This window comes from Burkholderia sp. MSHR3999 (genome assembly GCF_000833595.1).
Taxonomy (GTDB): Bacteria; Pseudomonadota; Gammaproteobacteria; order Burkholderiales; family Burkholderiaceae; genus Burkholderia; species Burkholderia ubonensis.
This window is the reverse complement of record NZ_JRFO01000001.1, coordinates 686,458-704,839: the sequence shown is the minus strand read 5'-3', so window position 1 is coordinate 704,839 and position 18,382 is coordinate 686,458. Positions and strand designations below refer to the sequence as shown.

Sequence of the window (18,382 nt, the reverse complement as noted above, 5' to 3'; positions counted from 1 at the left end):
GGAGAACCGCAATCGTGCGCGCGGGACCGAGACCGGGCCCGCCTCGCGGGCGCGGCCCGTCGGTCAGTGCGTCGCCTGCGACACGAACAGCGTCTTCATCGCGCCCGGCATGCGCGCGATCGGCGCATGCTCGCCGGTATTGCCGAAGCCCGCACGCTCGTAGAAGCGGACCGCGTTGCGGTTCGCGTCGGCGATCCATGCATAGATTTCCTGCGCGCCGCGCTCGGCGAGCCACGCGCTCGCGGTGTCGACGAGCAGCAGCCCGCCGCGCAGATGACGGACCGCATGCGCGACCCACAGCTCGCTCACGAAGGCGCGGCGCTCGGGCGTGTTGTCGAAATACGCGCCGATCATGCCGGCCGGATGGCCTTCCGTGTAAAGCAGGAACGTCGTCGACTGATCGGACGTCGCGCGCTGCGCGGCAATGGCCGCCGCCGCGTCGGCATCGACGTTCAGCAATTCGGCCTCCGGCGCTTCGCCGGGTGCGTAGGGCTCACGCAGCGACGCGGCGCGGAGTTCGCGATACACGTTGCCCTGGTCGGCAGCGATACGACGAACGGTCAAGGTCGAACTCATGCAGGCACAGCCCCCTTCGGACAGCAAGCTATAAGCTTCAACCGAAAGCGGGGCATGAGTCAAATCGTTATTTTCAAATGCCGGCGCAAATCGAAAGGCAACAGGCGTTGCGGACGCCCTCCGGCGCCGCCGCCCGCACGTTGCTGTGCAGGTGCAGCATCGCCGCTGCACGCCCGGCCGCGCACGTTGGCCGCCGGCTCGCCGCTCGCCCGCGCCCGGCGCGCCCCCCTCGCGGACGGGACCAAACGCGCGCGGACGGCATGCAAGCCGTCGCTGCCGCGCTGCCCGCGCGTCGCAGCGACGACCGGAAATCAAACGAAAGCCCCCTCGCGCCGGCGATTCTTATTGCATCGCAACATTTGTTGCGCGGCCCGCACGCGCTGCGTGCGCACAGCCGCCGTCGCGGTTTCGTCTGACGATCGCACGGCCTCGCCGGCGCCGCGCGCGATGTGCCGCCCCGTTTCAATCGGCGCGCGACCGCCCTTCCCCGGATGCGCCGGCGGAACCCCGCCGTTTGGAGCGTCCTGCCTAGCGCGGGGGTTTGGAAAAGTGCGCGCACGGGTCGTATAACAGGCAGAACCGGGCCACGACCCGGCGCCGCGCACGCCCCATGCGGCGCGGACCAACGAGCGGATGCAAGCAAGGAGGGAGACGATGGCTACGACCGACGGACCGGCCGCGGGCTGGTCGGATGGCAAGCGTTACCTGTGGCTGCTCGGCGCGCTGACGATCACGCTGCCGATCCTCGCCGCCCAGCTTGCGCTGTCGACGGGCATCCACGTGTTCTGGTGGTTCGGGCCGCTGTTCGCGTTCGGCGTGATCCCGATCCTCGATACGCTGATCGGCGACGATCGCGACAATCCTCCCGAGAACGTCGTGCCCCGCCTGGAAAAGGACCGCTACTACCGGCTCATCGTCTATCTCGCGACGCTCGTCGAATACGTCGCGTTCTTCGTGGGCGTCTGGATCGTCGGCACGCACACGCTCGCGTGGTACGACTACGTCGGCTTCGCGCTGTCGGTCGGCGCGGCCACCGGCATCTCGATCAACACCGCGCACGAGCTCGGCCACAAGACCAGCCGCTTCGAGCGCCGGCTCGCGAAGATCACGCTCGCGCCGGTCGCCTACGGCCATTTCTTCGTCGAACACAATCGCGGCCATCATGTACGAGTCGCGACCGCCGACGACCCGGCGAGCGCGCGCTACGGCGAATCGTTCTGGGCGTTCCTGCCGCGCACCGTGACCGGCAGCATCCGCTCCGCGTGGCATCTGGAGCGAACGCGCCTCGCGCGGCTCGGGAAGTCGCCGTGGACGTGGCGCAACGAGGTGCTGCATGCGTGGGCGATGACCGTCGTCGTGTGGGGCATCGCGATCGCGCTGGCCGGCAAGGTGGTGATCCCGTTCCTGCTGATCCAGGCGGTGTACGGCGCGTCGCTGCTCGAAGTCGTGAACTACGTCGAGCATTACGGGCTCGGGCGCATGAAGCTGCCGAACGGCCGCTACGAGCGCTGCACGCCGCAGCATTCATGGAACAGCAATCACGTCGTGACGAACCTGTTCCTGTATCAGTTGCAGCGGCACGCCGACCATCACGCGAATCCGACCCGCTCGTACCAGGCGCTGCGCCACTTCGACGATGCGCCGCAGCTGCCGGCCGGCTACGCGACGATGATCCTGCTCGCGTACGTCCCGCCGCTCTGGTACCGCGTGATGAACCCGCGCGTCGTCGCGCACTACGGCGGCAACATGGCGCAATCGAACATCAAGCCGTCGATCCGCGAGAAGGTTCTCGCGCAGTACAGCGCGGCGGCCTGAGCCCCTCCGTCGACGCGTTGCGCGCGACGGTGCGGCTTGCCGCGCCGCCGCTGCCCGCTCAGGCCGCCGTTTCCGGCAGCTTGAATACCGCCACCGCGTGCCGCAGCGCCCCCGCCTGCTCGGCAAGCGCCTGCGTCGCGGCCGACGCCTGCTCGACGAGCGCCGCGTTGCGCTGCGTCGCGTCGTCCATCTGCGTGACCGCGATGTTGACCTGATGGATGCCGCCGCTCTGCTCCTGCGACGCCGACGAAATTTCGCCGACGATCGTCGTGACCCGCTCCACCGCGCCGACGATCTCGCGAATCGATTCGCCCGCGCGGCCGATCAGCGCCGCGCCGGCGTCGACGCGCTGCGTCGACTGATCGATCAGCGCCTTGATTTCCTTCGCCGCGGCGGCGCTGCGCTGCGCGAGCGTGCGCACTTCGGCCGCGACGACCGCGAACCCGCGCCCCTGCTCGCCCGCCCGCGCGGCCTCGACCGCCGCGTTCAGCGCGAGGATGTTGGTCTGGAACGCGATCCCGTCGATCACCGAAATGATCTCGCCGACCTTCGCCGAGCTGTCGGCGATGCCGCTCATCGTCTCGACCGCCTGCGCCATCACGCCGCCGCCGGCCGACGCGATGTCGGACGCCTCGTTCGCGAGCTGCGCCGCGTGCTGCGCATGGTCCGCCGACTGCCGCACGGCGCCCGTCAACTGCTCCATGCTCGCCGCGGTTTCCTCGAGCGACGCCGCCTGCGCCTCGGTGCGCGCGGACAGGTCGTGATTGCCGGATGCGATCTGCGCGCTCGCGGTCGCGACCGACTCGGCGTGTGCGCGCACCTCGAGCACGACGCCCGACAGGCTTGCCTGCATCGTCTGCAACGCGCGCAGCAGGTCGGCGATCTCGTCGCGGCCGGCCACGGAGAACTCGTGCGTCAGGTCGCCGTCGGCGACCGCCTTCGCGCACGCGACCGCCGCGTCGAGCGGCCGCAGGATCGCGCGGCTGAACAGGAACGCGCCGATCATCGCGACGACCAGCACGACCAGCATCAGCACGATGCTCGCGATCGTCGCATGCTGCGCATCGCGCCCCGCGCGCTCGGACACCGCCGCGCTTTCGTCGGCGATCGTTTTCGCGGCCCGCTCGAGCAGCTCGGCCGGTTCGCGGTCGACGCCCGCGACTGCCGCATCGCCGGCCGTCGGATCGAAGCCGGCGGCCTTGAAGGCGTCGAAGCCGCGCCGGTAGCCGTCGCCCATCGTCGCGTGCGCGCGCATGAACTGCTCGACGAGCGTGCGGCTTTCGCCGGCCGGCAATTGCTTGTCGAGCTGCGCGGCGAGCGCGTTGACCGCGCGCTCGCGCGTCTGGAACGCGCTCCAGTACTTGTCGAGCTTGTCGGCTTGCTTGCCTCGCAGCAGCGTGTCCTTCCACTCCTGGACTTGCAGCTTGAACTGCACGAGCGTCGCCGAGATGAGTCGCTCGTTGTTGACGTTCGTCTGCACGTCGTTCGTGAACGTGTCGATCGAGCGATTGAGGATGTGAATGCCGTACAGCGCGCCGGAGAACATCAGCAGCAGCGCGACGGCGAACGCGAGGGGAATCTTGTAACTTAGCTTCATGGGACCTTGGATCGACAGAGAGGGAGCGGCGTCGCGGCACGGACGCCTATTTGTCGAAACCTGTTAACGGCGGGCAAGCCGGCGGCTTAAAGTAGACGAAAGCGATTGGCCGGGGGCATTGCTTCGCGTGCAAGTGGACGAACGGGTGGGGGCGACTGGCTGTCGCTTCGGTTGGATGGTGGTGGACTGCGAACAGGCAGCGTTCGCCGCAAGGCCTGCGCGCGCCGGCCCAGGTCGGGAACGACGCGCTGTTTTCACCCATCGCTCAACCGCCGTCCTGCCCAGACTCTTTTTCCGGATAAGACGGGTAGGCACTGGATATCCGGCCCTTGATGTATTGAACGCGCGCACGGTATGCGTCAGTGAGGCAAGGGCTGTTCACGCACTTGTTCCTGACGTTTCTGATCCAGTTGATCTGGTCTTTCCTGACCGGATCCTGATACGAAATTTCCTTCGACTCGACCAGTTGCATCGCGACAAATCCACGGTTCACCATCTCGTCAAGCTTCACGAGATCAGGATCGGCGCAAACAAGACGCTCGACAGTCGTCCGGGCCTTCGAACAATCAAAGCTCCGTTCCGCGTTCATGGGAGGATGCGTCTCGCGCTGGAACGCATACATCCACGCTCCGCTCGCCAGAACGAGATCGTCTGCCGACTTGTAAATCGTCGCGAATCGCAAACCCGAGCAAAGCGGCGTATTCGCGTCCCCAAGCAGATAGATTTCATTCATAGGCTCGCGATTCATATGAAATTTATCGCTCAGGAATGTCTCGAACGCATCAATCGACCCAAAGGCGTGTGCAATGACCGGATCGAAATAGAAATTCATCTGCCTCTGAATCTTGACCGAGCATTCATGCCCACCATACCGAAGCTTCACGACGCCATCGCTCGGAGTCAGCACGCTCGAATCAATCGGATTCACAGGAAATGGAAGTGCATGAGCGTCCTTCGTTTTTTCGAATCGCGCGGCTCCGGTCATCAGGTATCGATCTTGCGCGAAAGCGACGCTCGACAACGAAAACACCAGAATCATCAATACTGCAAGGCGCTTGAATTCCTTCATGATCTCGACCACGTGACTCAATCGTTCTCGTCGTTCGGATACGACGAGTAACTGTCCGACACCTTGCCCTTGATATAGCTGATTCGTGACGAATACGCCTTCAGCAGACAATCCACCGTCGTGCATTTGTTTCTTACGCCGGAAACCCATTTGATCTGATCCATCCGGACAGGATCCTGATAAGAGATTTCCTTCGAGTATTTCGTCTGCATCAGGACAAATCCGTGATTGACGTCGGCATCCATCTTCCGCAGCTTGGGATCGCCGCAGATCAGGCGCTCCACGTCGGACCTCGCGGCCCCGCAATCGAACCCCTTGCTCGCGTCCCTGAAGCGATGCTTCTCGAGCGTGAACACATGGATGAAGGGTCCATCCAGCAACACGAACTCGGAATTCGACGCATATATCCTCGCGAAGCGGAGCGCAGTACAGCTCGGCGATGTCGCGTCCTGCAGCAGGTACATCGTCGCCCAGCCATTCGCATTGATGCGGAACTTGTCCCCGAGGAATTCATTCAGCTTTCGAGCATTCCCGAGCGGCGCCGAGTCAAACGAGAATGGTGCCTGCTTCTTTACGGTGCGACTGCGCATGCGCCGATCAGGGAAGGAGTACCGTGCGATCAGATCGACACAAACGAAAAACCCCTTGATCCTTCCGGATCAAGGGGCTTCGTATTTTGGCGGAGAGGGTGGGATTCGAACCCACGGTACGGGGAAACCGTACGCCTGATTTCGAGTCAGGTACATTCGACCACTCTGCCACCTCTCCTTCCTTTACTGCATTTCCCCGGTTGGTCGTTTCCGGGAAAGAAAAGATTATAAGACGATCTCTTCGAAGCGATCAAGCCTTTTTTGCAAATTTTTTTGCGAGGCCTTCGGAAGCAGGTTGCAGGGCAACCTCACGACGCCTGCGCAGGCGCGTCGATCCGCTCCACGCCACCCATGTAAGGGCGCAGCGCTTCAGGCACCGTGACCGAACCGTCGGCGTTCTGGTAGTTCTCGAGCACGGCCACCAGCGTGCGGCCGACCGCGAGGCCCGAACCGTTCAGCGTATGCACGAGCTCCGGCTTGCCCTGCGCGTTGCGGAACCGCGCCTGCATCCGGCGCGCCTGGAACGCCTCGGTGTTCGAGCAGCTCGAGATCTCGCGATACGTGTTCTGCGCGGGCAGCCACACTTCGAGGTCAAACGTCTTCGCGGCCGAAAAGCCCATGTCGCCGGTGCAGAGCGTGATCACGCGGTACGGCAGGCCGAGCTTCTGCAGGATCGCTTCCGCATGGCCGACCATCTCGTCGAGCGCCGCATACGACGCTTCCGGCTCGACGATCTGCACCATCTCGACCTTGTCGAACTGGTGCTGGCGGATCATCCCGCGCGTGTCGCGGCCGTACGAGCCCGCCTCCGAACGGAAGCACGGCGAATGCGCGGTCAGCTTGATCGGCAGCGCGGACGCTTCGACGATCGACTCGCGCACGGTGTTCGTCAGCGAGATTTCCGACGTGGAGATCAGGTATTGCGTGACGGTGTTCTCCGCCCCCCCCTTCTCGACGCGGAACATGTCGTCCGCGAACTTCGGCAGCTGGCCGGTGCCGTACAGGATCTCGGGGTTCACGATGTACGGCGTATACGTCTCGGTATAGCCGTGCTGCAGCGTGTGCGTGTCGATCATGAACTGCGCGAGCGCGCGGTGCAGGCGCGCGATCGCGCCGCGCAGCATCGTGAAGCGCGCACCGGCGAGCTTCGCGCCGGTCTCGAAATCGAGGCCGAGCGGCGTGCCGACGTCGACGTGATCCTTCACGTCGAAGTCGAACTGGCGCGGCGTGCCCCAGCGGCGCACCTCGACGTTGTCGTTCTCGTCCTTGCCGACCGGCACGCTGTCGTGCGGCAGGTTCGGCATGAGCAGCAGCAGGTCGGACAGGCGCGCCTGGATCTCGCCGAGCTTCACCTCCGACGCCTTCATCTCGTCGCCGATGCCGCCGACTTCAGCCATCACCGCCGACGTGTCCTCGCCCCGCCCCTTCATCGCGCCGATCTGCTTCGACAGGCTGTTGCGGCGCGCCTGGAGCTCTTCGGTGCGGGTCTGGATCGCGCGGCGTTCCGCTTCGAGCGCGGAAAACGCGGCGACGTCGAGGGTGTAGCCGCGATCGGCGAGGCGCTTGGCGACGCCGTCGAGGTCTTTGCGCAGCAACTGGATGTCGAGCATGGGAGGACAGGAAATTCGTTGTGTAAGACGGGAATTCTAACGCACCGCGGGCCCGTGCCCGCATCGGCCGGATGGACAACGCCGGAACACGCCGCGCCGGCCGTGGCAGACTCGTGGCGCCGGCCGCATGTCGCCCGCCGGCAAACCGCCACGCATGGGACCCGAGAACCGATGGCCATCGAACTGGACAAGGACGTACGCGACCGCGCGATCGCGTCGCTGCAACGTTATTTCACAGAAAACATGGACGAGCCGATCGGCAACATCCAGGCCGGCGCGCTGCTGCATTTCTTCGTCGAGGAGATCGGCCCCGCGATCTACAACCTCGCGATCGCCGACGCGCAGTCGAGCCTGCATACGCGCGTCGCCGAACTCGACATCGACTGCCATCAGGAGCCGTTCGACTACTGGAAGAAGCGGCCCGCTCGCAAGCGCTGAGCGGCCCGCGCTCCGCTAGGGTCTGTTTACATACGGAACGCACATGCGTTGCCACGAGAACGGCCGCTCGCGAGGCGTGCGACGCCGCGAATACTGGACGTATCGCCAAGGAGCGCAACGCGGCGAGCGGCCGTTCTCGTGGCAACCCCAAACTTAAATTTCATTCCACGGGAATGCCCGAAATCGCCCGTATGGCGGCGTCGCGCGTCGCTTGTTTGGCTCGGCCAAACGGCGCTCCTTGCTCCTTGCCCTACGAGCGATTTCGGGCATTCGCATGTGCGTTCCGTATGTAAACAGACCCTAGTCCTTCTTGCCCGCCTCGCGGTCGAGCTCGCGCAGCCACGCGAGCTTGTCGGCGATCTTCGATTCGAGCCCGCGCGGCACCGGCTTGTACCAGCGCGGCTCGCGCATCCCGTCCGGCAGGTACGTCTCGCCGGCCGCATACGCGTTCGGCTCGTCGTGCGCGTAGCGGTACGCGTGGCCGTAGCCGAGCTCCTTCATCAGCTTGGTCGGCGCGTTGCGCAGATGCACCGGCACCTCGCGCGACTTGTCCTGCTTCACGAACGCCATCGCCTGGTTGAACGCGTTGTAGCCCGCATTGCTCTTCGCCGCGCACGCGAGATAGATCACGGCCTGGCCCAGCGCGAGCTCGCCTTCCGGCGAGCCGAGCCGCTCGTAGGTCTCGGCCGCGTCGTTCGCCATCTGCATCGCGCGCGGATCGGCGAGGCCGATATCCTCCCACGCCATCCGCACGATCCGCCGCGCGAGATACTTCGGGTCCGCGCCGCCGTCGATCATCCGGCAGAACCAGTACAGCGCGCCGTCCGGGCTCGAGCCGCGCACCGACTTGTGCAGCGCCGAGATCTGGTCGTAGAAGTTGTCGCCGCCCTTGTCGAAGCGGCGCGCGTTCAGCGTCATCGCGCTGCTGACGAAATCCGCGTCGATCGTCGTCACGCCGGCCGACGTGGCCGCCGTCTGCGCCTGCTCGAGCAGGTTCAGGAAACGCCGCGCATCGCCGTCCGCGTAGCCGACCAGCGTGTCGAGCGCCTTGTCGTCGAACGCGAGCCCTTCGAGCGCGATCTCCTGCGCGCGCTTGAGCAGCTGGCGCATCTCGTCGTCGGTCAGCGACTTCAGCACGTAGACCTGCGCGCGCGCGAGAGCAGCGCCGAGTTGACCTCGAAGCTCGGGTTCTCGGTGGTCGCGCCGATGAAGGTCACGAGCCCCGACTCGACGAACGGCAGCAGCGCATCCTGCTGGCCCTTGTTGAAACGGTGGATCTCGTCGACGAACAGGATCGTGTGGCGGCCGGTGCGGTTGAGCGTGTCCTTCGCCTGCTCCATCGCCTCGCGAATGTCCTTCACGCCGCCCAGCACCGCGGACAGCGCGATGAACTCGCAGTCGAACGCGAGCGCGGTGAGCCGCGCGAGCGTGGTCTTGCCGACGCCGGGCGGCCCCCACAGGATCATCGAATGCGGCTTGCCCGATTCGAAGGCAAGCCGCAGCGGCTTGCCTTCGCCCAGCAAATGCGTCTGGCCGATCACCTCGGCGAGCGTCTTCGGCCGCAGCGCCTCGGCGAGCGGCCGGCGCGGTTCGACTTGAAACAGGTCGGACATGAACCCTCGCTCCCCATCATACAGTGGCGACCGAACGCGGCCGCCGGACCCGACATTATGACAGCCGCGCGACACGACCGCCGCGCCCGGTGCCCGCGCCTGGTGCCCGCGCCCGCAAACGACACGGGCCTGCCATCGCTGGCAGGCCCGTCGGCAACTGCGGCGCGCGGCGCCGGTCAGCCGTTGATCACGTCGGCGCCCTTCGGCACGACGAACTTGAACGTATCCGACTTCAGCGGCGGGTTCGTCTGGATGTTCGTGAAGGTCAGCAGCGTGACGTTGCCGAACACGTCATGCAATTCCATCGCGGCGAGCGCGCCGTTCCTGAAGCCGATGCCGATCCGCTGGAACTGCGTGTCCTGCGCCTTCGGCAGCATCTCGAGCCACTCGATGCCGCCCTTCTCGCCGGCGTCGCGCAGCGTGTAGTTCTTGTCGAGGTCGTTGCTGCCGAACAGGATCGCGGCCGGGCTCGCGCCCAGCGCGCCGGCCAGCTTGCGCTCGGTGACCTGGTTCAGGTCGCGGTCGTACACGTAGAGCTTGTCGCCGTCGGCCTGCAGCACCTGCTGGTACGGCTTCTGGTAGGTCCAGATGAACTTGCCCGGACGCGCGAACACGAACGTGCCGCTCGAATTGTCGGTGGGCTTCGGCGCTGCCTGCGCGGCGCTCGCGCCCTTCGCCGGCGCCTTGACGATCTGCTGCGTGAATTCGCCCTTCGCCGAACGCACCTGCGACACGAAGGCCTTCAGTTGCTCGGTGCCGCCCGCGAACGCATGCGTCGCCGCGAGCATCAGCGATGCGCCGGCGAGCGCCGCGCCGAGCCAGCGCCGCGTCGAACGAAGGGAAGGGGCGAACGGATGTTGCTGCATGATGCGGTTTTCTCCCTGGGTGGCCTGCGTGCGCCGCGGACTCATTCCGCGTCGCGCGCCGGCACAAGAATTTCGCGGTTGCCGCTCGACGACATCGCCGACACGAGCCCCGACTGTTCCATCTGCTCGAGCAGCCGCGCCGCGCGGTTGTAGCCGATCCGCAGATGACGCTGCACGAGCGAGATCGACGCGCGGCGGTTCTTGATGACGATCTCGACCGCCTGGTCGTACAGCGGATCAGACTCGCCGCCGCCTTCGCCGGTTCCCGCGCCGGCCGAGCCCTCGTCGCCGTCGACGGTGCCGCCCTCGAGCAGCCCTTCGACGTAGTTCGGCTCGCCCTGCTCCTTGAGCTTCTCGACGACGCGGTGCACCTCGTCGTCGGCGACAAACGCGCCGTGCACGCGCACCGGCAACCCGGTGCCCGGCGGCAGGTACAGCATGTCGCCCATCCCGAGCAGCGATTCGGCGCCCATCTGGTCGAGGATCGTGCGCGAGTCGATCTTCGACGACACCTGAAACGCAATGCGCGTCGGCACGTTCGCCTTGATGAGGCCGGTGATCACGTCGACCGACGGACGCTGCGTCGCGAGGATCAGGTGGATGCCGGCCGCGCGCGCCTTCTGCGCGATCCGCGCGATCAGCTCCTCGACCTTCTTGCCGACGACCATCATCAGGTCGGCCAGCTCGTCGATCACGACGACGATGTTCGGCAGCCGGCCGAGCGGCTCCGGGTCGTCCGGCGTCAGGCTGAACGGATTCGGGAGCTTCTCCTCGCGCTTCGCGGCCTCGTCGATCTTGTTGTTGTAGCCGGCGAGGTTGCGCACGCCGAGCTTGCTCATCAGCTTGTAGCGCCGCTCCATCTCGGCGACCGTCCAGTTGAGCGCGTGGCCCGCCTGGCGCATGTCGGTGACGACCGGGCACAGCAGATGCGGAATGCCTTCGTAGACGCTCATTTCGAGCATCTTCGGATCGATCAGGATCAGGCGCACCTGGTCGGCGGTCGCCTTGTACAGCAGCGACAGGATCATCGCGTTGATCCCGACCGACTTGCCCGAGCCGGTCGTGCCGGCCACCAGCAGGTGCGGCATCTTCGCGAGATCGGCGCACACCGGCTTGCCGCCGATGTCCTTGCCGAGGCTCAACGTGAGCGCCGACGACGCGGCCGCGTACACCTCGGAGCCGATGATCTCCGACAGGTGCACCGTCTGGCGGCGCTGGTTCGGCAGCTCGAGCGCCATGTAGTTCTTGCCGGGAATCGTCTCGACGACGCGGATCGACACGAGCGACAGCGAGCGCGCGAGATCCTTCGCGAGGTTCACGATCTGGCTGCCCTTGACGCCGGTGGCCGGCTCGATCTCGTAGCGCGTGACGACCGGGCCCGGATACGCGGCGACGACGCTCGCCTCGACGCCGAAATCCTTCAGCTTCTTCTCGATCAGCCGCGACGTGAATTCGAGCGTGTCGGCGGAGATCGCCTCCTGGGCCTTCGGCGCCGGGTCGAGCAGCGAGACCGGCGGCAGCGTCGAATCGCCCGGCAGGTCGGTGAAGAGCGGCACCTGGCGCTCCTTCTCGACGCGCTCGGACTTCACCGGCGTGACGACCGGCGGCACGATCGTCACCGGCTCGTGATCCTCGATGCGCACGCGCTCTTCCTCGACCTTGCCTTCGCGGCGCACGGCCGCGGCCTCGCCGAGCTTGCGGTCGCGCTCGGCCTCGCGGCGCAGCTTCGCGACGTTGACGGCGGACAGGATCGAGCCGCCGACGCGCTCGGCGACCGACAGCCACGAAAAACGGAAATACAGCGACAGCCCGATCGCGAGCGCGATCAAGAGCAGCAGCGTGCCGCCCGTGAAGCCGAACGCGTGCGACATCGCACCCGCGACCGCCTCGCCGACGACGCCGCCCGGCGCGCGCGGCAGCTGCACCTTCAGCGACCACATCCGCAGCGCCTCGATGCCGTCGCACGCGAGCAGCACGAGCACGAACGCGAATACCTCGGTCAGCCAGCCGACCGGCCGCTCCGGCTCGTCAGGCAACGCTTCGTGGCGGGTGATGCGGCGGTAGGTGGCGTTGATGCGGCGCCCGAGCGGCACGAGCAGCCAATAGGCCGACAGGCCGAACAGCAGCAGCACGATGTCGGCGGTCCACGCGCCGACGCGGCCCGCCCAGTTGGTGATGTGATCGACCTGCGCCGCGTGCGTCCAGCTCGGATCGCGCCGGCTGTAGCTCAGCAGCGCCATCACCAGAAATGCGCACAGCGCGACCTGGAGAATCCAGCGGATCTCCGTGAGGAGCTTCGACATCCGGTGCGGCAACGCCTGTGCCTGAGCGGAATAAGGAGCTTTTGCCATGAATCCGTATAGAGAAGACGGGCCGCGCACGCCGCGCGCCCGCCGATCGTTCGAGCCCGCTTATTGTAAACGCTGCGCCGCGCCGCCAAGTGTAAATGACGGTTACATGGGCGCCGGCCGGCGACCGCCCCGTCGCCCCCGCCCGCCGAACGCTATCGCCTCGATTGAAACTCTCGTTCGGCAGCGCAACAACAGGGCCTTTATAATGCGCGTCTGATACCCATCTACGGTGGCATCCCGGTCTACCCCGACCGTCCGGCGCGCTCACCCCGCCCGCCGCGGCCGCCTTTTACGGATTTCGCACATGTCCACGCCCAAACACGCCAAAGTCCTGATTCTCGGTTCCGGCCCCGCCGGCTATACGGCTGCCGTCTACGCGGCGCGCGCCAACCTGTCCCCGGTGCTGATCACCGGCATCGCGCAGGGCGGCCAGCTGATGACCACGACCGACGTCGAAAACTGGCCGGCGGACGCGAAGGGCGTGCAGGGTCCCGAACTGATGCAGCGCTTCCTCGAGCACGCCGAGCGCTTCAACACCGAGATCCTGTTCGATCACATCCACACCGCGAAGCTGCACGAGAAGCCGATCCGCCTGATCGGCGACGCCGGCGAATACACGTGCGACGCGCTGATCATCGCGACCGGCGCGTCGGCGCAGTACCTCGGCCTGCCGTCCGAGGAGGCGTTCATGGGCAAGGGCGTGTCGGCCTGCGCGACCTGCGACGGCTTCTTCTATCGCGGCCAGAACGTCGCGGTCATCGGCGGCGGCAACACCGCGGTCGAAGAGGCGCTCTACCTGACGGGCATCGCGAACAAGGTCACCGTGATCCACCGCCGCGACAAGTTCCGCGCGGAGCCGATCCTCGTCGACCGCCTGCTCGAGAAGGAAAAGGAAGGCAAGGTCGAGATCAAGTGGAACCACGTGCTCGACGAAGTGACGGGCGAGGATTCGGGCGTCACGGGCCTGCGCATCAAGCACGTGCAGACCGGCGCGACGGAAGACCTCGCGGTGCAGGGCCTGTTCGTCGCGATCGGCCACAAGCCGAACACGGACATTTTCCAGGGCCAGCTCGAGATGAAGGACGGCTACATCCTGACGAAGAGCGGCCTGCAGGGCAACGCGACGTCGACGAGCGTGCCGGGGGTGTTCGCCGCGGGCGACGTCCAGGACAACATCTACCGCCAGGCGATCACCAGCGCGGGCACCGGCTGCATGGCCGCGCTCGACGCGCAGCGCTACCTCGAAAGCCTGCACGACCACAAGTAAGCCGCGCGCGCCGGGCGCTACAATGGCGTCCGCTGCCGCGACGCACGCTTGACGAAAAGCCGCTGCCGACGCAGCGGCTTTTTTCATGCCCGCGCGCCCGCGCGCGTTTGCCTTGCGTGTGTGAATCATGGCGAAGAACCAGCCCCATCCGAGCGACCCCGCGAAGCGGCAGGCCGCCGCCCGTCCCCAGCAACCCGCCCCGGTCGCGCCGCCGGCGCCCGAGCCCGCCGCGCTGCGCGGCCAGGGCCTCGCCGGCCTCGGTGCGCTGCGCACCGCGCTCAAGGGCGAAGCCGAGCGCCGCGAGCGCGATCGCGTCGAAACCGCGAAAGCCGCGCGCCAGGCCGAAGCCGACGCGAACCTGTTCCGCAACGAGATCGGCGCGATCCGGCCGCTCAACGCGCCGCCGCGCGCCGCGTCCGGCCGCGAGCCGCCCGCGCCCGTGCCGAAGCAGACGCAGCGCGACGAGGAGGCGGTGCTGAACGCGACGCTGTCCGACGAGTTCGATCCCGAGACGCTGCTCGACAGCGACGAGTCGCTCTATTACCACCGCCCCGGCGTGAGCCGCGACGTCGTGCGCAAGCTGAGGAGCGGCGCGTGGATCGTCCAGGCGCAGATCGACCTGCACGGGATGCGCCGCGACGAAGCGCGCGACGCGCTCGCCGAGTTCATCCGCGAGTCCGGCAAGAAGGGGCTGCGCTGCCTGCGCGTGATCCACGGCAAGGGCCTCGGCTCGGTCGGCAAGGAGCCGGTGCTGAAGGGCAAGGTGCGCGCGTGGCTCGTGCAGAAGGAGGAAGTGATCGCATTCTGCGAGGCGCGCGGCCACGACGGCGGCGCGGGCGCGGTGCTCGTGCTGCTGCAGCCGCTGGCCGCGCCCGGTGAGCGGGGGCCGCGTGCCGCATCCTAGGCTGACGCTCGCAATCACGGTACTCGAGGCCATTGCGACGCTCGCGTTCGCGATCTCCGGTTTCATCGAAGCGCGCAAGAACCGGCTCGATTCGGTCGGCACGTTCGTCGTCGCGCTCGCGACGGCGTTCGGCGGCGGCACGCTGCGCGACATCCTGCTCGAACGCCGGCCGTTCTACTGGGTCGTGCACGACGACTACGTGCTGGTGATCTTCGCGCTGTCGCTGTGCGCGCCGTTCGTGCTGCGGATGCTGTCGCGGCTGTCGGCCGAACGGACGCTGCTCGTCGCCGATGCGGTCGGCCTCGGCATCTTCAGCGTGTCCGGCACGTCGATCGCGCTCGACGCCGAGATGCCGCGCTTCATCGCGGTGATGATGGGCGTGATCACGGGCGTCGTCGGCGGCATCATCCGCGACGTGCTGTGCAACGACATCCCGCTGATCCTGCGCGACTCGCGGCCGTACGCGACCTGCGCGTTCGTCGGCTGCTGGTTCTACCTGCTGCTCATGTGGCTGGACGTCGATTCGGTCTACAGCGTGCTGACGGCGACCGGCTTCATCCTCGTCGCGCGGCTCGTCACGTTCAAGTTCGACGTGCGGCTGCCGCACTGAGCGCATTGGTACACAAGGGGCCGCCGCTGAACGGCCCCTTGTCGTATGCAGCCTCTCGATCCAAAACTGAAGCGATCCATCAGACACAATCTTTTACATATCCCTTTCGCGACTCGATGGCGCCATGCTACGTTCCGCCCGACGACGGCAAGCGAACGGAATGCGGCATGAACATCCTTTATGCGGTAGTTGAAGACGATCCGTTGGACAGCGGAGGCCACGTACTCAAGGGAGGTAAATGCGGAACGATCACGGGTGACGACGGCAAACGCCGGAGAATCGCGTTCCTCGGACAACAGGCGTGGTGCAACACCTGCGAAAGCGTCGGAACGATCGAGGCGGCTCCCGGCTCTCCAGACAAAGGGCGAATGCGCGACTTCACTTCCGGAGGAAGGCTTCAAGCCCTGAGTGGGGATTGGGTCCGATGCCGTTGTGAACGCCCCCCTCGCGTCATCTCCCAGTACGGGCGCAAATGGAAAATAGATAACTCGGGGCGCGGCACCGGAATGCGAACCGTGGCCGCTGCAACGCAGGCCGGCGCGACAACTGCACTGCCCGCCTATGACGATCGCTTCGTCCTTCGAGATGCTGCAGGTAACGCTCTACGCAATGCCGCTTACGCATTGCAACGTGATACGGGAGCATTCGAATACGGCAGAACGGACGCATATGGACAAACGCACATACTCGCCTCCATGCCGCACGTCGAAATCATCAAGATCTATCTCGCCGAGTAGCCATGCCGGAACGCACTCACACTTCTCCTGACGGCAACCGATACAAGCTGATCGAGGCGCGAAGAACCACGCCGACGAGCGACACGTCACCGAAGCCTGTCACGGTCAGATTCAAGACATTCTGGAAAACGTCAAGACATTCTGGAAAACGGTCCGCAAATGGACTGACGCCGACATCGCCGAATACCAAGGCGAAATCCCGCAACTGGCAAGACTGATTCAGACGGAAACGTACTGGGATCGCAACGGGAACATTCGCGCGAATCAGTTCACATGCGAGGATTTTGCGCTACGGCTGCTCATCCAGTTCGCATCGCCGCGCGGGCTGCCAGTCAATCTGACAACGGGCGTACGAAGCTATCGGAACATGGAGATCCACGGTGAACCCGAGCACCAACGATACGATTCGACAATGTACGGTTTCGCCGATATGGTCTCGTTGACCTTCGGCGCACCGGACATGCGACGAACAGACTCGAATACCGTACGACTTCAGACTCCGGACTCACTCCTGCCCGGGGACATACTTGTACAGGCCAATGATCGTGCAGGTACCGGGCACCACGTCCAGTTGGTCATGAGCGCGTCGCCATCTTCCATTTCGATCATGCAGGGCAATTCGAGCGGCGTAATCGTTCGCCCATTCACAACGATCGTGCGGATATTCGGCCGGAATCGTGCTGACCCGCAAAGCGCCAGCTACGCAGGCATGCGCGTCGAAAACGGCCGCTACACCCAAAGCGAGGATGGCTGGAACTACAGAAATGAGACAACGGGCGCGGAAGTCAAGGACTTTCTGAAACAGTTCCAGCTGTATCGCTGGAATTTCGCAGCATTCAATCGGTAAGCCGCGGAGCAAACATGCGTACCTTATTTTCGGTACTCGCGGATAGTGATCTGTTTGGCACACTCGCGATTCTTTGCCTGCTCGTCGCAGTGGCCGGCTTGTTTTCCAAGGTGCGCCGCTCGAGGTTTTATTTTCCGATCGTGTTCGCGTGCCTCCTGTTCATGCCGGTACTGCACGCGATCGGATCGTATTTTTTGTCTCTGCCAAGTCCTTGAGCTCAACGCGTCAGGCCATATGAACCTGGGCAAAATGGCCTGACAACTGCGTCGAACTCGGGGGTGTCTCTTGAAACCGGGCAATCGACGCGCCTCCCATTCGAAGGCGTAACAAGACACGTCGTCGATGCCCCGGCTCATTCGCGTCACGCGATCCGCTCCTCCGACGCCGGATCGAACAGCACCGCCTTCGACACGTCGAACAGCAGCGACAGCGTCTGCTCCGGTTGCGGGTTCGCGGCCGGGTGCACGCGGCTCACGATGCGCTTGCCGTTCACCTGCGCGAACACGTGCGTATCCGGGCCGGTCGGCTCGGTCACGTCGACGCGCACGTCGAGCGGCTGCAGGTGCGACGCGTCGCCGTTGTGCGCGTGGCGCACGTCGGTGATGCGCTCCGGGCGCAGGCCGAGAATCACCTCGCGGCCGACGTGCGCCTTCAGCTTGCCCGCGTCGAACGGCAGGTTCAGCGCGCCGCGCGCGACGCCCGTGTCGATCTCCAGCGCGACGCCGCTGCCCTGCTCCACCAGCCGGCCGTTGATGAAGTTCATCGGCGGCGCGCCGATGAAGCCCGCGACGAACAGGTTCGACGGCGAATCGTAGATGTCCTGCGGCGCGCCGAACTGCTGGACGACGCCGTCCTTCATCACCGCGATGCGGTCGCCGAGCGTCATCGCCTCGATCTGGTCGTGCGTGACGTAGACGATCGTCGTGCCGAGGCGCTGGTGCAGCAGCTTGATCTCCGCGCGCATCTCGATGCGCAGCTTCGCGTCGAGGTTCGACAGCGGCTCGTCGAACAGGAACAGCGCCGGGTCGCGCGCAAGCGCGCGGCCCATTGCGACGCGCTGGCGCTGGCCGCCCGACAGCTGGCCCGGCTTGCGGTCCAGCAGGTGCTGGATCTGCAGCATCTGCGACACGCGATCGACGATCTGCTGCTGCTCGCTCTTCGGCACCTTGCGGATGTTCAGGCCGAACGAGATGTTCTCGCGCACCGTCATCGACGGATAAAGCGCATACGACTGGAACACCATCGCGATGTCGCGGTCCTTCGGCGACAGGTCGTTGACGACCTTGCCGTCGATCCGGATCTCGCCGCTCGTGACCGTCTCGAGCCCGGCGATCATGTTGAGCAGCGTCGACTTCCCGCAGCCCGAGCCGCCGACGAGAATCAGGAACTGTCCGTCCTCGATGTCGATGTCGACACCCTTCAGGACCGGCACCCCGTTCGGGTAGGTCTTGTACACGTCACGGATGGAAAGGCTTGCCATGCTGTGAATCCT

The 18,382-nt window shown here is 65.6% G+C and carries 16 protein-coding genes, 1 tRNA gene and 1 pseudogene; 8 read left to right on the top strand and 10 right to left on the bottom strand.

The genetic code is table 11. The features are described 5' to 3' along the window. Positions 1-63: 63 nt before the first annotated feature. Positions 64-576 (bottom strand): GNAT family N-acetyltransferase, encoded by a 513-nt coding sequence (locus KY49_RS03410; protein ID WP_042584539.1) that lies wholly within the window; start codon positions 574-576, stop codon positions 64-66. Positions 577-1,230: 654 nt separating this feature from the next. Here KY49_RS03410 and KY49_RS03405 point away from each other — a divergent pair. Continuing rightward, the gene (locus KY49_RS03405) at positions 1,231-2,391 is read left to right on the top strand and encodes an alkane 1-monooxygenase (RefSeq protein WP_042583372.1); all 1,161 of its coding nucleotides are present in this window, start codon (positions 1,231-1,233) and stop codon (positions 2,389-2,391) included. Positions 2,392-2,449: 58 nt separating this feature from the next. Here KY49_RS03405 and KY49_RS03400 read toward each other — a convergent pair whose 3' ends face one another. The 5 genes from KY49_RS03400 to serS all read right to left on the bottom strand — a co-directional run bounded on the left by KY49_RS03400 (position 2,450) and on the right by serS (position 7,257). Further along, the gene (locus KY49_RS03400) at positions 2,450-3,988 is read right to left on the bottom strand and encodes a methyl-accepting chemotaxis protein (protein WP_042583371.1); all 1,539 of its coding nucleotides are present in this window, start codon (positions 3,986-3,988) and stop codon (positions 2,450-2,452) included. Between the two features lie 265 nt (positions 3,989-4,253). After that, positions 4,254-5,057: a lysozyme inhibitor LprI family protein gene (locus KY49_RS03395; RefSeq protein ID WP_042584538.1), complete on the bottom strand. Its 804-nt coding sequence runs from the start codon at positions 5,055-5,057 to the stop codon at positions 4,254-4,256. A gap of 17 nt (positions 5,058-5,074) precedes the next feature. Beyond that, positions 5,075-5,647 (bottom strand): lysozyme inhibitor LprI family protein, encoded by a 573-nt coding sequence (locus tag KY49_RS03390; RefSeq protein ID WP_052495603.1) that lies wholly within the window; start codon positions 5,645-5,647, stop codon positions 5,075-5,077. An 87-nt stretch (positions 5,648-5,734) separates the two neighbouring features. Continuing rightward, positions 5,735-5,825 (bottom strand) — tRNA-Ser (locus KY49_RS03385). 130 nt (positions 5,826-5,955) lie between these two features. After that, positions 5,956-7,257 (bottom strand): serine--tRNA ligase, encoded by a 1,302-nt coding sequence (gene serS / locus KY49_RS03380; RefSeq protein ID WP_042583370.1) that lies wholly within the window; start codon positions 7,255-7,257, stop codon positions 5,956-5,958. A 171-nt stretch (positions 7,258-7,428) separates the two neighbouring features. Between serS and KY49_RS03375 the strand changes: the two genes are divergently transcribed. Beyond that, entirely contained in the window at positions 7,429-7,695 is a 267-nt protein-coding gene (locus KY49_RS03375; protein ID WP_010091671.1) for a DUF2164 domain-containing protein, read from the top strand. A gap of 300 nt (positions 7,696-7,995) precedes the next feature. On the opposite strand, the pseudogene KY49_RS03370 reads toward KY49_RS03375, so the two are convergent. From KY49_RS03370 to KY49_RS03360, 3 genes and pseudogenes are all read right to left on the bottom strand, one after another. After that, a pseudogene (locus tag KY49_RS03370) lies at positions 7,996-9,308 on the bottom strand (replication-associated recombination protein A). Positions 9,309-9,484: 176 nt separating this feature from the next. Further along, positions 9,485-10,174, bottom strand: a complete 690-nt coding sequence (gene lolA / locus KY49_RS03365) for an outer membrane lipoprotein chaperone LolA (protein WP_042584536.1) — start codon at positions 10,172-10,174, stop codon at positions 9,485-9,487. A gap of 41 nt (positions 10,175-10,215) precedes the next feature. Further along, complete coding sequence (locus tag KY49_RS03360; RefSeq protein WP_042583369.1) at positions 10,216-12,525, bottom strand: DNA translocase FtsK; 2,310 nt, start codon at positions 12,523-12,525, stop codon at positions 10,216-10,218. A 304-nt stretch (positions 12,526-12,829) separates the two neighbouring features. Between KY49_RS03360 and trxB the strand changes: the two genes are divergently transcribed. From trxB to KY49_RS03335, 6 genes are all read left to right on the top strand, one after another. Next, positions 12,830-13,792: a thioredoxin-disulfide reductase gene (trxB, locus tag KY49_RS03355; protein ID WP_042583368.1), complete on the top strand. Its 963-nt coding sequence runs from the start codon at positions 12,830-12,832 to the stop codon at positions 13,790-13,792. A 127-nt stretch (positions 13,793-13,919) separates the two neighbouring features. Then, positions 13,920-14,696 carry a Smr/MutS family protein gene (locus KY49_RS03350; protein WP_042583367.1) on the top strand — a complete coding sequence of 259 codons (777 nt, stop codon included), beginning with the start codon at positions 13,920-13,922 and terminating at the stop codon, positions 14,694-14,696. Beyond that, complete coding sequence (locus KY49_RS03345) at positions 14,683-15,306, top strand: trimeric intracellular cation channel family protein (RefSeq protein ID WP_042584535.1); 624 nt, start codon at positions 14,683-14,685, stop codon at positions 15,304-15,306. The genes KY49_RS03350 and KY49_RS03345 overlap by 14 nt, the downstream gene beginning before the upstream one ends. A 167-nt stretch (positions 15,307-15,473) precedes the next feature. Then, on the top strand, positions 15,474-16,043 hold the full coding sequence (locus KY49_RS36830) for a PAAR domain-containing protein (protein WP_156162419.1): 570 nt from the start codon (positions 15,474-15,476) through the stop codon (positions 16,041-16,043). 367 nt (positions 16,044-16,410) lie between these two features. Then, positions 16,411-16,890: a hypothetical protein gene (locus tag KY49_RS36825; RefSeq protein WP_156162418.1), complete on the top strand. Its 480-nt coding sequence runs from the start codon at positions 16,411-16,413 to the stop codon at positions 16,888-16,890. A 14-nt stretch (positions 16,891-16,904) separates the two neighbouring features. Then, the gene (locus KY49_RS03335; RefSeq protein WP_042583365.1) at positions 16,905-17,105 is read left to right on the top strand and encodes a hypothetical protein; all 201 of its coding nucleotides are present in this window, start codon (positions 16,905-16,907) and stop codon (positions 17,103-17,105) included. A gap of 146 nt (positions 17,106-17,251) precedes the next feature. Here KY49_RS03335 and KY49_RS03330 read toward each other — a convergent pair whose 3' ends face one another. Beyond that, the gene (locus tag KY49_RS03330) at positions 17,252-18,370 is read right to left on the bottom strand and encodes an ABC transporter ATP-binding protein (protein ID WP_042583364.1); all 1,119 of its coding nucleotides are present in this window, start codon (positions 18,368-18,370) and stop codon (positions 17,252-17,254) included. Positions 18,371-18,382 lie beyond the last annotated feature (12 nt).

What these genes read in the sequence shown, in the direction of transcription:
- KY49_RS03410 (WP_042584539.1), bottom strand. Translation starts at nt 576, where the DNA reads ATGAGTTCGACCTTGACCGTTCGTCGTATCGCTGCCGACCAGGGCAAC.
- KY49_RS03405 (WP_042583372.1), top strand. Translation starts at nt 1,231, where the DNA reads ATGGCTACGACCGACGGACCGGCCGCGGGCTGGTCGGATGGCAAGCGT.
- KY49_RS03400 (WP_042583371.1), bottom strand. Translation starts at nt 3,988, where the DNA reads ATGAAGCTAAGTTACAAGATTCCCCTCGCGTTCGCCGTCGCGCTGCTG.
- KY49_RS03395 (WP_042584538.1), bottom strand. Translation starts at nt 5,057, where the DNA reads ATGAAGGAATTCAAGCGCCTTGCAGTATTGATGATTCTGGTGTTTTCG.
- KY49_RS03390 (WP_052495603.1), bottom strand. Translation starts at nt 5,647, where the DNA reads ATGCGCAGTCGCACCGTAAAGAAGCAGGCACCATTCTCGTTTGACTCG.
- serS (WP_042583370.1), bottom strand. Translation starts at nt 7,257, where the DNA reads ATGCTCGACATCCAGTTGCTGCGCAAAGACCTCGACGGCGTCGCCAAG.
- KY49_RS03375 (WP_010091671.1), top strand. Translation starts at nt 7,429, where the DNA reads ATGGCCATCGAACTGGACAAGGACGTACGCGACCGCGCGATCGCGTCG.
- lolA (WP_042584536.1), bottom strand. Translation starts at nt 10,174, where the DNA reads ATGCAGCAACATCCGTTCGCCCCTTCCCTTCGTTCGACGCGGCGCTGG.
- KY49_RS03360 (WP_042583369.1), bottom strand. Translation starts at nt 12,525, where the DNA reads ATGGCAAAAGCTCCTTATTCCGCTCAGGCACAGGCGTTGCCGCACCGG.
- trxB (WP_042583368.1), top strand. Translation starts at nt 12,830, where the DNA reads ATGTCCACGCCCAAACACGCCAAAGTCCTGATTCTCGGTTCCGGCCCC.
- KY49_RS03350 (WP_042583367.1), top strand. Translation starts at nt 13,920, where the DNA reads ATGGCGAAGAACCAGCCCCATCCGAGCGACCCCGCGAAGCGGCAGGCC.
- KY49_RS36830 (WP_156162419.1), top strand. Translation starts at nt 15,474, where the DNA reads ATGAACATCCTTTATGCGGTAGTTGAAGACGATCCGTTGGACAGCGGA.
- KY49_RS36825 (WP_156162418.1), top strand. Translation starts at nt 16,411, where the DNA reads ATGGAGATCCACGGTGAACCCGAGCACCAACGATACGATTCGACAATG.
- KY49_RS03335 (WP_042583365.1), top strand. Translation starts at nt 16,905, where the DNA reads ATGCGTACCTTATTTTCGGTACTCGCGGATAGTGATCTGTTTGGCACA.
- KY49_RS03330 (WP_042583364.1), bottom strand. Translation starts at nt 18,370, where the DNA reads ATGGCAAGCCTTTCCATCCGTGACGTGTACAAGACCTACCCGAACGGG.